General features: G+C 67.4%; 14 protein-coding genes. 11 read left to right on the top strand and 3 right to left on the bottom strand.

Features of this window, described 5'->3' with window-relative positions:
* The first annotated feature begins 62 nt into the window (after positions 1-62).
* Complete coding sequence (locus IM738_RS03980) at positions 63-2,126, top strand: sigma-54-dependent Fis family transcriptional regulator (protein WP_236964604.1); 2,064 nt, start codon at positions 63-65, stop codon at positions 2,124-2,126.
* A 139-nt stretch (positions 2,127-2,265) separates the two neighbouring features.
* Here IM738_RS03980 and IM738_RS03975 read toward each other — a convergent pair whose 3' ends face one another.
* Positions 2,266-3,291: an MBL fold metallo-hydrolase gene (locus IM738_RS03975; protein WP_236964603.1), complete on the bottom strand. Its 1,026-nt coding sequence runs from the start codon at positions 3,289-3,291 to the stop codon at positions 2,266-2,268.
* Positions 3,288-4,400, bottom strand: coding sequence for an alpha/beta fold hydrolase (locus IM738_RS03970; RefSeq protein ID WP_272907777.1), 1,113 nt, complete (start codon positions 4,398-4,400; stop codon positions 3,288-3,290). The genes IM738_RS03975 and IM738_RS03970 overlap by 4 nt, the downstream gene beginning before the upstream one ends.
* A 74-nt stretch (positions 4,401-4,474) precedes the next feature.
* Here IM738_RS03970 and pqqA point away from each other — a divergent pair, with 74 nt between their 5' ends.
* From pqqA to IM738_RS03920, 10 genes are all read left to right on the top strand, one after another.
* The gene (gene pqqA / locus IM738_RS03965) at positions 4,475-4,549 is read left to right on the top strand and encodes a pyrroloquinoline quinone precursor peptide PqqA (RefSeq protein WP_068167214.1); all 75 of its coding nucleotides are present in this window, start codon (positions 4,475-4,477) and stop codon (positions 4,547-4,549) included.
* A 98-nt stretch (positions 4,550-4,647) separates the two neighbouring features.
* Positions 4,648-5,565 (top strand): pyrroloquinoline quinone biosynthesis protein PqqB, encoded by a 918-nt coding sequence (gene pqqB, locus IM738_RS03960; protein WP_236964601.1) that lies wholly within the window; start codon positions 4,648-4,650, stop codon positions 5,563-5,565.
* Positions 5,566-5,690: 125 nt separating this feature from the next.
* The gene (pqqC, locus tag IM738_RS03955; protein ID WP_236964600.1) at positions 5,691-6,422 is read left to right on the top strand and encodes a pyrroloquinoline-quinone synthase PqqC; all 732 of its coding nucleotides are present in this window, start codon (positions 5,691-5,693) and stop codon (positions 6,420-6,422) included.
* Positions 6,419-6,682, top strand: a complete 264-nt coding sequence (pqqD, locus tag IM738_RS03950; protein WP_236964599.1) for a pyrroloquinoline quinone biosynthesis peptide chaperone PqqD — start codon at positions 6,419-6,421, stop codon at positions 6,680-6,682. The genes pqqC and pqqD overlap by 4 nt, the downstream gene beginning before the upstream one ends.
* Positions 6,666-7,823: a pyrroloquinoline quinone biosynthesis protein PqqE gene (gene pqqE, locus IM738_RS03945; RefSeq protein ID WP_236964598.1), complete on the top strand. Its 1,158-nt coding sequence runs from the start codon at positions 6,666-6,668 to the stop codon at positions 7,821-7,823. Before pqqD ends, pqqE begins: the two co-directional genes overlap by 17 nt.
* A gap of 43 nt (positions 7,824-7,866) precedes the next feature.
* Entirely contained in the window at positions 7,867-8,574 is a 708-nt protein-coding gene (locus IM738_RS03940; RefSeq protein ID WP_236964597.1) for a hypothetical protein, read from the top strand.
* Entirely contained in the window at positions 8,549-9,160 is a 612-nt protein-coding gene (locus IM738_RS03935; protein ID WP_236964596.1) for a hypothetical protein, read from the top strand. The genes IM738_RS03940 and IM738_RS03935 overlap by 26 nt, the downstream gene beginning before the upstream one ends.
* A 23-nt stretch (positions 9,161-9,183) precedes the next feature.
* A complete protein-coding gene (locus IM738_RS03930; RefSeq protein ID WP_236964595.1) occupies positions 9,184-9,708 on the top strand; it encodes a hypothetical protein in 525 nt (174 codons plus the stop codon).
* Between the two features lie 134 nt (positions 9,709-9,842).
* Positions 9,843-10,529 (top strand): hypothetical protein, encoded by a 687-nt coding sequence (locus IM738_RS03925; RefSeq protein WP_236964594.1) that lies wholly within the window; start codon positions 9,843-9,845, stop codon positions 10,527-10,529.
* A gap of 252 nt (positions 10,530-10,781) precedes the next feature.
* The gene (locus tag IM738_RS03920; RefSeq protein WP_236964593.1) at positions 10,782-11,477 is read left to right on the top strand and encodes a DUF5666 domain-containing protein; all 696 of its coding nucleotides are present in this window, start codon (positions 10,782-10,784) and stop codon (positions 11,475-11,477) included.
* Positions 11,478-11,655: 178 nt separating this feature from the next.
* Here the strand turns inward: IM738_RS03920 and IM738_RS03915 are convergent, their stop codons facing one another.
* Positions 11,656-12,312, bottom strand: a complete 657-nt coding sequence (locus IM738_RS03915; RefSeq protein ID WP_236964592.1) for a hypothetical protein — start codon at positions 12,310-12,312, stop codon at positions 11,656-11,658.
* Between the last annotated feature and the right edge of the window lie 126 nt (positions 12,313-12,438).

Here is a 12,438-nt window from a genome sequence, read left to right as displayed (position 1 = left end):
CACAAGATCCGAACTGGACCATGGACTACTGGGGGGGATTCCCCTCGGACTCTGGAGACAACATGAGTGCCGCCATGTACACCCGCCCCGGCGGTGAGCGAGCCGACACTCCGCCACCGGCCCTCTCCCCCGCCGGTCACGACCCGATCGGCCAGTCTCACCAGCGTTCGCGTGCCTACGGCATCACCGAACAGAGCGAACCCGACTTCACCAGCCCCTCGCGCGGCATCCTGACCGACGCCCTGGATGAAAACCGCTTCCTGTTCCAGCACGCGGCACCGGTCATGGAAACGCTCTACGACCAGATCGTCAACACCCACAGCATGGTGCTGCTGACCTCGGCCAAGGGCATGGTGCTGCACTCGCTGGGCGACACCGACTTCCTCGAAAAAGCCTCGCGTGTGGCGCTCACCCCCGGCATGGACTGGTCCGAGCGCAACAAGGGCACCAACGCCATCGGCACCGCGCTGACCGAAGAAGAAGCGCTCACCGTGCACGGCAACCAGCACTACCTGAACGCCAACAAGTTCCTCACCTGCTCCGCCGCGCCCATCTTCGATCCCTACGGCCAGGTGATCGGCGCGCTCGACGTCACGGGTGACCACCGCAGCTTCCACCAGCACACGCTGGCGCTGGTGCGCATGTCGGCGCAGATGATCGAGAACCACATGTTCGCCGACATCTTCCCGAAGGCGATCCGGGTGCATTTCCACACCCGCTCCGAGTTTCTCGGCACGCTGGTCGAAGGCATCGCGGTGTTCTCGCCCGAGGGGCGCTTCATCTCGGCCAACCGCAGCGCGCAGTTCCAGATCGGCCTGCCCTTCGCCGCGCTCAAGGCCCACACCTTCTCGTCGCTGTTCGGCATCCCGATCTCCTCGCTGTTCGAGCTGTTCAGCGGCGCCATGCCCAACCCCAAGCAGCTGGTGCTGCACAACGGCGTGTCGGTCTGGTGCCGGGTGAAGGTCAAGGCGAGCAACCCCTGGTCGGCCGGGCGGCCCATGGCGGCGAACCCGCAGCAGGCCGAAGAGCAGCAGGCACCCACGGCGTCTGCGAGCTCGGTGCCCGCGTTGCTGAAGCAGACCGGGCGCAAGATGCAGCTGTCCTCGCTGCAGTACCTGGACACCGGCGACCCCCAGGTGGCGTCGGTCATCCACAAGCTGCGCCGGGTGTCGGGGCGTGACATCCCGGTGATGATCCTGGGCGAAACCGGCACCGGCAAAGACCTGCTGGCCCAGGCCATCCACGGCGACTCGACGCGCTCCGGTCAGCCCTTCGTCTCGGTCAACTGCGCCTCGATTCCCGACAACCTGATCGAGTCGGAGCTGTTCGGCTACGAGGAAGGGGCCTTCACCGGCGCGCGCAAGAAGGGCTCGATCGGCAAGATCCTGCAGGCCAACGGCGGCACGCTCTTCCTCGACGAAATCGGTGACATGCCCAAGCACCTGCAGGCGCGGTTGCTGCGCGTCCTGCAGGAGCGCAAGGTGAGCCCGCTCGGCGCGGGCAAGGAAGTGGACGTGGACGTGGCAGTGGTCAGCGCCACGCACAAGAACCTGAAAGACATGATCGCGCGCGGTGACTTCCGCGAAGACCTGTACTACCGCCTCAACGGCCTGGTGGTGCGGCTGCCGGCGCTGCGCGAGCGCACCGACTTCGACCTCGTGGTGCAGAAGATCGTGAAGGCGCTCTGCGAGAACGGCCAGCACATCGGCATCTCCGCGCGGGTCATGGACATCTTCAAGCGCTACCACTGGCCGGGCAACTTCCGCCAGCTGCACAACCTGCTGCGCACGGCGGTGGTCATGGTGGGCAACGACGGCGTGATCGAGATGGAGCACCTGCCCGACGACTTCATCGAAGAGCTGGAGCACGGTCTGCCCAACCCCATTCCGAACCGCCTGATGGGCGCCATCACCCCGGCGACGACCACGCTGCCCGAGATGCCGAATGCACCGCCCATGCCCGAACCGGCGGTGGACGGCCAGCGCCTGCAGGACGTGGCGCTGAGCGCCATGGCGCAGATGCTGCGCCTGCACAAGGGCAATGTGTCGGCAGCGGCGAAGGCGCTGGGGGTGTCGCGCAACACGATCTACCGGAAGAAGGATCAGCTCCCCCCGGGGCTGTTGTGAACCACCCCCGTCGCTTGTTCGCTGCGCGTAACCGCTCTGCCCCTCAAGGGGCGATGCGAGCGGCCTGGCCAAGCCAGTTCCGCCGCATCCTCGGTTCAAGTCACATCGCTCCGGAGTGATAGCGAGTCCTTCGGATTTGTTATTTCGTCGGCGCCGCCCGGTCCATCCAGACCGGTTCGAGTTCGCGCCAGGCGCGTTGCACGTTGAAGCCGTGTCTCGCGGCATAGCCTTCCCAGTGCTGGAACGCTGACAGGTTCACGCGGTCGATCTCCTGGGGCTGGGCGCCTTCGTCCATGGCTTGCAGGGTGCGTTCGCGGAGCGATTGCAGGTAGTCGCGGGTGGCCGCGACTGCAGGGGGCGGAACACCCTGGCTCCCTTTTGACCACACGGTGGACAGCACCTGCCTCGGCTTCAACGCCTCCAGCCGCGCCAGCGCCGCGAGCCAGTGATCCACCCTGCCCTGCGCCAGCTCGGGCACGCGCCCCTGGTAGACCAGCCCGCCGGCCCAGAGCAGGCGGTGGCGCGGGTTCCAGAGCACGAGGTCGCCTTCGGTGTGGCCCTGCTCCACGCGCATCACGCGCAATCGCAACGCGCCCACGCGCAGTTGATCGCCCTCGGCCAGGGTCCGGTTCGGCAGCACGATGCGGGTACCCGCCATCGCCGCTTCGCCCACGCGCTGGGTGAGGCTGGCAAGGCAGTCAGGGCAGCGCTGCGCCATGCCTTCGCGCGTGGCGGCCGTGGCCAGGATGTCGACGCGACCGTTGGCCGCCTGGTCGGCGAAAGCCGAGTTGGCGAGCACGTTTTCCGAGTGGGCGTGGGTGTTGACGATCCAGCGCACGCGAGCCTTGAAACGGCACTCGATGGAGTGGCGCAGCCGCAGGCCGTGGCGGTGGCTCGGCCCGGGGTCGATCACCAGCGCATCCCGCCCGCCCAGCACCACGCTGGTCGGCACCACATGGCCCGCGTTCGCAGGGGACACGTCGCCCGCGCCCGGCGGCAGCCAGACCCAGACACCGGGCGCCACCGCCTGCCAGGGCACAGGCTCGGCCGCGCGGCAATCGGCGGCTGTCGATGCGGTCGCGTGCGCCATCGCCCCCGAGCCAGCCATCACCAAGACCGCCAGGCTGCGAACAGCGGCGCGCCACCAGGTCGAGGACCCGCTCATGCGCCACACACCTCGCGGCGCAGCGCCACCAGCATCAGGGGCTCGTGCCCCAGGTGGCCGCTGAGCGGCATCGTGAGCGAGGCCGAGCCCGGCGCGAGTCGCTGCCCCAGCGCCGCCCAGCTGCGGCTGTTGCCCGGCGGGCAGATGGCGTCGCAGCGCCCGTGCACCCAGGCCACGGGCACCCCGCGTTGGGCCAGCGTGCGCACGGCCCGGTCCAGCTCGCCGGGGCGCACGAACCCCCGGTGCAACAGGTAGTGCGCCTGCACGCGGTATTTGCGCTGCAAAGCCTCATCGTCGCGGCCGGCGGGTCGCTGAAAGGCCGCTGCGCGCTGGCGGGCGCCGCGCCGGAGCGAGACCCAGGCGCCGCGCAACGCGGACGCCGATTCGGGGTGCCGCGCGGCCGCGTGAACCAGGGCGCGCCGCAGGCCCCGCTCGGCATCGAGTGATTCGAGCCATGCCCATCGCCGCGCCGCGCGCAGCGATGCAACAGCGGGTGTACCAGTTTGAAGCAACTGGCGCAGTCGGCTGAGCAGCGCAGGCAATGAAGTGCCCGGCGCGGTGGGCCACGAGGCCGGCGTCGGCCTCATGGTTTTCCCTGAGCCACGCACGCGTTGAAGCAGCCCGCCGACCTCCCGGCGGCGCAGCGCGAAGGCGCCGCGCAACACCAGGCGTTCCACCCGCTCGGGATGGGATTGCGCATACGCCAGCGCCAGCACCGTGCCCCAGGAGCCGGCGAGGATGGACCAGCGCTCCAGCCCAAGATGCCCCCGCAGCGCCTCCAGGTCGGCCACCAGCGCCTGCGTGTGGTTGCGCGCGGTGCGGCCCTGCGGGCGGCTGTCGCCGCAGCCGCGCTGATCAGGCGCGATGGCCCAGTGCCGCGCCAGATTCAGCGGCGCCAGCATGCCCGGCTGGCAACGGCCGCCCGGCCCTCCGTGGAGCAGCAGCCACGCTGTGCCCTCGGGGTTTCCCCTGAGTCGGTACGCCAGGCGTTGCGGCGCCTCCAGAGGCAGGTACAGTGGTTGGTGCCAGGGGCGCAGCGCGGCCCGAGCCCCACGGTCGCCGTGGCTCTCAGACCCGTGCTGATTCGTGGCATCGTTATTGCTTTTCATCGTTGCGGCTTGAGGTGCAGTGGTGCAGACAAGTCGGCAGACATGTTTCATGCCAACCCATACAGGAGACTTTCATGCAGTGGACCACCCCCGCTTTCACCGACCTGCGTTTCGGTTTTGAAATCACGATGTACATCGCCAACCGCTGACCACCGGCGGTTCCATTTCAAAGCGCACGGGTGCACAACGCGTGCGCTTTTTTCATTCCCCTACTTTCCTGAACGCCTGAAACGTTCCAGCTCAGTCTATGCGCATCCGGGTCCTGGGTTCTTCGGCCGGCGGTGGCTTTCCGCAATGGAACTGCAACTGCCCCAACTGTGACGGCCTGCGCCAGGGCACGGTCCGCGCCACCGCGCGAACCCAATCGTCCATCGCGGTCAGCGCCGACGGGACTGACTGGCTGCTGGTCAACGCCTCGCCCGACATCCTCCAGCAGGTCCGCGAGAACCCGGAGCTGCAGCCCGCCCGCGCCATCCGCGACAGCGGCATCGCCGCCGTGCTGCTGATGGATGCGCAGATCGACCACGTCACCGGCCTGCTGATGCTGCGCGAGCGCAAGACGCCGCTGCCGCTGCTGGCCACGCCCGAGGTGTTTTCCGACATTTCCAGCGGCTTCCCGATCACCGGCATCCTCTCGCACTACTGCGGCGTGGACCGCCAGGAGCTGCCCATCGACGGCAGCGCGGTGCGGGTGCCCAGCCTGCCCGGTTTGCTGCTGCACACGGTCTCGCTGTCGTCCAAGCCGCCGCCCTACTCGCCCTTCCGTGGCAACCCGCGCCCGGGCGACAACATCGGCCTGCTGATCACCCACCCCACCACCGGGAGCAAGGCGTTCTACGCACCCGGCCTGGCCGAGGTCACGCCCGAACTCATCGAGCTCATGAGCGGCTGCAGTGTGGTGCTGGTCGATGGCACCTTCTGGACCCACGACGAAATGCAGCGCCTGGGCCTCTCGACCAAGGCCGCGCTCGACATGGGTCACCTGCCGCAAAGCGGCCCGGGCGGGATGATCGAACAGCTCGACAAGTTGCCAGCAGGCGTTCGCAAGATCCTCATCCACATCAACAACACCAACCCCATGCTGGTGGAAGACTCCGATGAACGCGTAGAACTCACCGCGCACGGCATCGAGGTCGCCCACGACGGTATGAGCATTGAGATATGACCCCCTGCGCCGCTTCGCGCCTTCCCCCTACAGGGGGACCACACCAGTGGCCCGGCAAAGCCGGTTCCACGGCGTGCGCTGGGCAAGGCATTGCTTGAACAACCCGTTTGCATAGGAACCTGATCTTGGAAATCGCCCAAGCCATCCGCACCGACAGCCACCTGCCCGCCTGGAGCCCCGCCGAGTTCGAGGCGCAGCTGCGCGAGAAGGGCCGCAGTTACCACATCCACCACCCGTTCAACGTGCGCATGAACGCGGGAGGCTGCACGCCCGACGAGCTGCGCTGCTGGGTGGCCAACCGCTTCTATTACCAGATCTGCATCCCGCGCAAAGACGCGGCCATCCTCGCCAACATGCCCGACCGAGCGCACCGCCGCCTGTGGATCGAGCGCATCCTCGACCACGACGGCCATGGCGACTTCGAGGGCTCGGCCGCCGGCGGCATCGAGGCCTGGACGCGCCTGGGCGAGGCCGTGGGCATTTCGCGTGAGGACCTCTGGTCGCTGCAGGGCGTGGTGCCCGCGGTGCGCTTCGCCTGCGACGCCTACGTGAACTTCGCGGCCAAGGCGCCCTGGCAGGAGGCCGTGTGTTCCTCGCTCACCGAGATGTTCGCGCCGCAGATCCACAAAGACCGCCTCGCCACCTGGCCCGGCCACTACCCATGGATCGAGGCCAGCGGCCTGGCCTATTTCCGCAGCCGCATCCCGCTCGCCAGCCGCGACGTGGAGCACGGCCTGCAGGTCACGCTGGACCACTTCAAGACCCGCGAACAACAGCACCGTGCGCTGGACATCCTGCAGTTCAAGCTGGACATCCTCTGGACCATGCTGGATGCCATCGAGAAAGCGTGTCAATGAGCACGCTCCCGAACCAACCCAAGCTCTCGCGCCGCTTCCGCCTGCAGTACGAAGAGGCGCAGAGCCGCTGGGTGCTGCTGTATCCCGAGGGCATGGTGCAGCTCAACGACAGCGCCGCCGAAATTTTGAAACGATGCGATGGCCAGCGCAGCCTGACCGAGATTGTGAGCGAGTTGGAGCAGGCGTTCAGCGCACAAGACCTGATGCCTCAGGTCCAGTCGCTTTTGGAAGAGGGGCAACGCCGTGGCTGGATCGACTGACCTCCTGAGCACCACCCCCATCGCCGCTGGCCCACCCCTGTGGCTGCTGGCGGAGCTGACCTACAAGTGCCCGCTGCACTGCGTGTTTTGCTACAACCCCACGCAGCACGCGAAAGTGACCGACGAGCTGAGCACCGCGCAGTGGGTGGACGTGATGACGCAGGCGCGAAAACTCGGCGCGGCGCAACTGGGTTTCTCGGGCGGCGAGCCGCTGCTGCGAGACGACCTCGAAGAGCTGGTGCAGGAAGCGCACCGCCTGGGCTACTACACCAACCTCATCACCTCCGGCGTGGGCCTCACCCCCACCCGCGCGCAGAAGCTGAAAGACGCGGGGCTCGACCACGTGCAACTCTCGTTCCAGGACTCCACCAAGGAGCTGAACGACTTCCTGAGCCACACCAAGACCTTCGAACTCAAGCAGCGCGTCGCGAAGCTGATCAAGCAGCACGACTGGCCCATGGTGATGAACTGCGTGCTGCACCGCCACAACCTGCCGCACGTGCGCAAGATCATCGAGATGGCCGTGGCGCTGGAGGCCGAGTACCTGGAGCTGGCCAACACGCAGTACTACGGCTGGGCCTGGATCAACCGCGACCACCTCATGCCCACGCGCGAAGAGCTGCAGGTCGCCGAGGCCGAGGTCAACGCCTTCCGCGCCGAGCAGGACGCGAAGACCACGGGCCAGAAATGCCGCGTGCTCTTCGTCGTGCCCGACTACTTCGAAGAGCGACCCAAGGCCTGCATGAACGGCTGGGGCGCGGTGTTCCTCTCCATCGCGCCCGATGGCCTGGCCATGCCCTGCCACAACGCGCGCGACCTGCCGGGCCTGCAGCTGCCCAACGTGAAAGATGTGTCCATCGCCGACATCTGGCAGCGCAGCAACGCCTTCAACACCTACCGCGGCGACGCGTGGATGAAACCCACCTGCCGCAGCTGCGACGAACGCCAAAAGGACTTCGGCGGTTGCCGCTGCCAGGCCTTTCTGCTCACCGGCGACGCGGCCGAGACCGACCCGGTGTGCAGCAAGTCGGCCCACCACGAGAAGGTGGTGGCGGTGGTTCGAGACGCACCCAAACGCCGGAACATCCCCATCGTGTTCCGCAGCGACGCAGAGTCGCGGTTGCTGCATCCGGCGGCATGAGATGAGTTCGCCTCCAGCACCCCAGGCCCACTCAGCCCACCGCATGTTCGGCGCACTGGTGGTGCGTCACCTGCCGGGCAGCCGGCGCGCGCCGCTCTCCATCGAACGCACCGACCAGGGCCTGTTCCTGCTCTGGCTGGCCTTCATGGGGCTGCTGGTCTTTGCTTCGCTGCTGCTCTGGCAGGCGGGCGCCTGGCACCGGCTGATCGAGGCCGACCCGACACGGCTCACGATCGTGATCGTGCTGATGTTCATCGGCTGCTCGGGCTGGGCCGGGCGGCGCGCCTGGGTGTTGGGCCGCCAACGCACGGCGCTCGATCAGGCGCAACACGCTGGCAGCTGGAGCGGTGAATTCCTGCAGGGCACGGCGCAGCCCGGCGCCGACCGCGCCTCGTGGCTGCTGGTGCTGGGCGAGCGCGCGCACGGCCCGCACGAAATGGCCTGGTGGCTCAACGGCATCCAGCTCAAGCTGGGTCTGCTGGGCAAGGTGATCGGCTTTTCCATCCTCGCGCTCAACCTCGGCCAGCTGGAGAGCTTCGACCCCAGCCAGTCGGCCCAGCTGCTCAAGAGCCTGACCGGCGGCCTGGGCATCGCGCTGCTCACCACCGTGACCGGGCTCACCGGCAACATCCTGCTGGGTCTGCAGCTCATGCGGCTGGACCGTTTTGCCGACGCGCTGGTGGCCGATGCGCTGGCGCTTTCCCTGACGTCCGACGGAGCGAGCGATGGCGATCGGCCGACCGGTCCGTGACACGGAGACCGATCCGTTCTACGACATGTTGTTCAACATGTTGATCGCCTTCGTCTTCTGTTTCGTCATCGCCATCCTCGCCTTCAACCCCAACGCGCGCAAGGCCGGCGACGTGCCGGCCAAGGCCGAGTTCATGGTCACCGTCTCGTGGCCCGACAACAACCCCAACGACGTGGACGCCTGGGTCATGGAGCCCGGCGGCAAGACGCTCTGGTTTCGCCAGCGCGACGCCGGTCTGCTGCACCTCGACCGCGACGACCGCGGCGCCAAGAACAGCAGCGTGCTGGTGAACGGCCGCGAGTTCAGCAGCCCCATCCGGCAGGAGATCGTCACCCTGCGCGGCATCGTGCCCGGCGAGTACGTGGTCAACGCCCACTACTACGACAGCAAAGACCAGCAGCCGGTGGACGTGAGCGTGGCGGTGGTGAAGGTCAACCCGCAGGCCGAGATCGTGTTCACCGGCACCCAGCAGATCCCGCGCAAGGGCGACGAGCGCACCCTGGTTCGATTCACGCTCGACGAAAGCGGCACTGTGACCGACCTCAGCACACAGCCCAAAACCATCGTGCAGCGCACGGGACTCTGATTCACCGAGAAGAACAAGCACCCATGATCCCTGCCGTTTCCTCGCAGCTCTTGCTGCTCGCCCTCGTCTACGCGCTGCTGGCCTTTCTGCTGCTCGCCCTGTGCCTGGGCACGCGCTGGCACTGGGGCCTGAAGGCCGCGATGGTTCTGCTGGTCAGCGGCTTCTACGCTTTCGGGCACCAGACCTTCACAGGCGTCTCGGGCTGGCCGGCCGAAGACCAACTGCCCCAGCGCTTCGTGCTGCTCTCGGCGGTGTTCGACGAACCCAGCCCCGGGCGCGGCCACAAGGGCGCGATCTACCTCTGGGTCAACCCCATGAAAGACAACCAGCCGCTGGAGATGCCCCGCGCCTTCAAGCTGCCCTACGAAAAAGACCTGCACCGCATCCTCGGCGACGGCGTCAAGAAGGCGCGCGACGGCAACACGCAGCTGGGCGAAACCGAACCGCGCCGGGGCCAGGGCGGCCTGGCCTGGTTGAGACCTGCCAGCAACGACAAGGTCGAGATCAAGCTGCGCGATCTGCCACGCGCGCAGTTGCCGGAGAAGTGATGACACCCCCTGCGCCGCTTCGCGTCTTCCCCCTCTCTCGCCTGCGGCGGGAGGGGGACCGCTCCTGTGGCCCGGCGAAGCCGGTTCCACGGTGCGACTGTGTTTCGGACACGCGCTCCGGTGCCGCCATTTGGATGGCGCCCGTTGCCTGGTTGGCGGTGGCCTTGCTGTCGGGGTGCTCTGGTCGCGACATGGGCAATGAGTGGTTCCCCCTGCGCGAAGGCAGCGAGCAGACCCTCGCCGTCACCTACACCTTGGACGAGCCACGCGAGCCCGAGACTTGGACGATGCGCGTGAGCGCACCCGAAACCTTCCAGGACCAGCCCGTCGCCGTGCGCCACCACTCGGCCGGCGTGAGCTACTACCTCAAGGTGGATGAGCAGGGTGTGCGCCGCGTGGCCACCCGCACCGACATCGACAATCAGCCCACGGCCGATGCCGAACCCGTCTGGGTGCTCAAGGCACCCTACCAGGTCGGCACCGAGTGGACCACCGTCACCGTGCCCTACCTGCTGCAGCGCAAGAACGAACACCCGCGCGACCTGAAGTACACCCACAAGGCACAGATGACCTGGCGCATCGAAGCGGTGGACGACAGCGTGAAGCTCGCCGACGGCAGCGAACACCAGCCCTGCCTGCGCGTGGTCGGCCAGGCGCGCCTGAACCTCTACACCGACCCGGTCAACGGCTTCACCGACGTCCCGCTGATCAGCCGCGAGTGGTATTGCCTGGGCGAAGGGCTGCTGAAGTTGCAGCGAGAGGAGCGGGTGCCGAGCGGGTTTCTGACCGGAGGCCTGTTGCAGGCAGAGTGGGTGCGCTGACCGCCCAGCGCTTCGCATTCAGGCAGGTGCCCGGCGTCTCACGCGATCAGCGGAACGCCGCAAGGCGGCTTCAACGGCCGTCGGAAAACCCGTTGGGCTTCGCGTTGCAAAACGTAAACCGCGCAAGCAAAACCGGCCCTTAAGCTTGTCTTAATCGGTGATTTGGAACATGAAGTTGTCGGCACAGATTCGTTGCTGGCCGACGCGTTTTAGCCCTTGCGTCGTTCACATCCAAGCCAGAGACAACCCATCATGAAGAATCCCCACGACCCCGCCTCCCATTTCCCCTTGACATCGGTGCGGATGGTGGCCGCCTCGCTGCTGGTTGCCGGGCTGACCGCCTGCGGTGGCGGTGGTGGCGACAGCAGCACCACCACCAGTGCCAAGTCGTTCAAAGGCACCGTGACCGCCTACGACAACCCCCAGAGCTTCAGTGTCGACGGCATCCAGGTGGACGCCAGCGGCTCCAGCACAGCACCGCAGGGATTGGCCACCGGAAGCCGGGTCGAAGTTCAAGGCGACATGGTCAATGGCGTCCTGCAAGCCCGCCGTGTCGAGCTGGACGACGACCATGACGGGGATGACAACGGCACCGAATCGAGCGAACTGGAAGGCCGCGTGACGTCGTACACCAGCCCGTCCAGCTTCAGCGTCGATGGCATCCCGGTCGACGCCAGCGCCACGCCAACCACGCTGTCGGTCGGCATGCATGTGGAGGTCCACGGAACCGTCAACAACGGTGTGATGGTGGCCAGCCAGGTGAAGGTCGAAGGATCGGACGCCGACGATGGCGAGGACGACAAAGGCGATGAGAAGGATGACGACGACGGTTGCGACACAGCCGTCAAGTCAAGCTGCCCTGACGACGGCAGCGATGACGATGACGATGACGAGGATGGCGAAGACGACGGTGTGGACGATGACGACAAGGACGACGACCGCCGGTGACGCCACAGCGTGAGGCGCAGGCGCCACCCGGTGTCCGGACCGGGGGCGTGCTCACCTCGGGGTGGGTGCGCCAGACCCGCCATGCGGTGCCCGCGCTCAGGCCAGCGGGCGCTGCAACCCCCACCCGCCGTCCGTCAACACGCGGGCTGACACGCAGCGTGATGGGACGGTGACCGGCTCAGCGCTTGCCCCCGCCGTTGCCACCACCATTGCCTCCGCCATTCCCGCCACCTTTTCCGCCCCCGCCGCCGTTTCCGCCTCCATTTCCACCGCCCTTTCCACCCCCGTTGCCGCCACCATTGCCGGCACTACCGCCGCCACCGCCACTGGCGCCGCCGCCCTTGTTGCCGCCGCTGCCGGCACCTTGACCGCCGCCGTTGCTGCTGCCACCCGTTCCCTTGTTGCCGCTGGCCCCCTGGCTGCCGGCCGATGCCGGGCGCTTGCTGGTGGTCCCGGCTTCGGCCCGCAGATCCGCCTTGTCGGCCTTGTCCGCCTTGTTCGCGGCGCTGACAACCGAGCCCAGGCGCAAGCCCAGGCTGTTGGCGATCTGGCCCCAGCCCATGCCGGTGTCGCGCATCGCCTGCACATCGCTCGTGGCCAGCGCGAGCTGGGCGGTGGTGGGTTCGGTGACGCCTTGCTGAGAAAGGTTGGCCCGGGCCAGTTGCACGGCCATTTCCTGCTGCCGCGCAGACGCCACGGGCTGGGTCGGTACCGGCTGGACCACCACCGGCGGGGTGACCACCACGGTGACCTGGGCCCAGGCGGCGCCAGAGGCCAGGCAGCCGAGGGCCAGTGCCAGGCGGTTCAGGGTCTTGAAGGGGTTTGGTGTTGTCATGGGGTGCTCCTGTTGTGAAAGACTGGACCGGATGCTATCCACAGAATTCACCGCACCGTGCATCCAGGTGTGACGACATGTACCGGCCGGCGGGCAGCCCCTGCGCGCTCCGACGGGCACCGGAGG

It is taken from the genome of Hydrogenophaga sp. SL48 (assembly GCF_021729865.1).
Classification (GTDB): Bacteria; Pseudomonadota; Gammaproteobacteria; order Burkholderiales; family Burkholderiaceae_C; genus Hydrogenophaga.
This window is presented reverse-complemented; position numbering and strand designations above follow the sequence as displayed.

Coding starts and splice junctions, on each gene's coding strand:
- IM738_RS03980 (WP_236964604.1), top strand. CDS start 63: ATGAGTGCCGCCATGTACACCCGCCCCGGCGGTGAGCGAGCCGACACT.
- pqqB (WP_236964601.1), top strand. CDS start 4,648: ATGCGCATCCGGGTCCTGGGTTCTTCGGCCGGCGGTGGCTTTCCGCAA.
- IM738_RS03935 (WP_236964596.1), top strand. CDS start 8,549: ATGGCGATCGGCCGACCGGTCCGTGACACGGAGACCGATCCGTTCTAC.
- IM738_RS03920 (WP_236964593.1), top strand. CDS start 10,782: ATGAAGAATCCCCACGACCCCGCCTCCCATTTCCCCTTGACATCGGTG.
- IM738_RS03970 (WP_272907777.1), bottom strand. CDS start 4,400: ATGAAAAGCAATAACGATGCCACGAATCAGCACGGGTCTGAGAGCCAC.
- IM738_RS03930 (WP_236964595.1), top strand. CDS start 9,184: ATGATCCCTGCCGTTTCCTCGCAGCTCTTGCTGCTCGCCCTCGTCTAC.
- IM738_RS03925 (WP_236964594.1), top strand. CDS start 9,843: ATGGCGCCCGTTGCCTGGTTGGCGGTGGCCTTGCTGTCGGGGTGCTCT.
- pqqD (WP_236964599.1), top strand. CDS start 6,419: ATGAGCACGCTCCCGAACCAACCCAAGCTCTCGCGCCGCTTCCGCCTG.
- IM738_RS03915 (WP_236964592.1), bottom strand. CDS start 12,312: ATGACAACACCAAACCCCTTCAAGACCCTGAACCGCCTGGCACTGGCC.
- IM738_RS03940 (WP_236964597.1), top strand. CDS start 7,867: ATGTTCGGCGCACTGGTGGTGCGTCACCTGCCGGGCAGCCGGCGCGCG.
- IM738_RS03975 (WP_236964603.1), bottom strand. CDS start 3,291: ATGAGCGGGTCCTCGACCTGGTGGCGCGCCGCTGTTCGCAGCCTGGCG.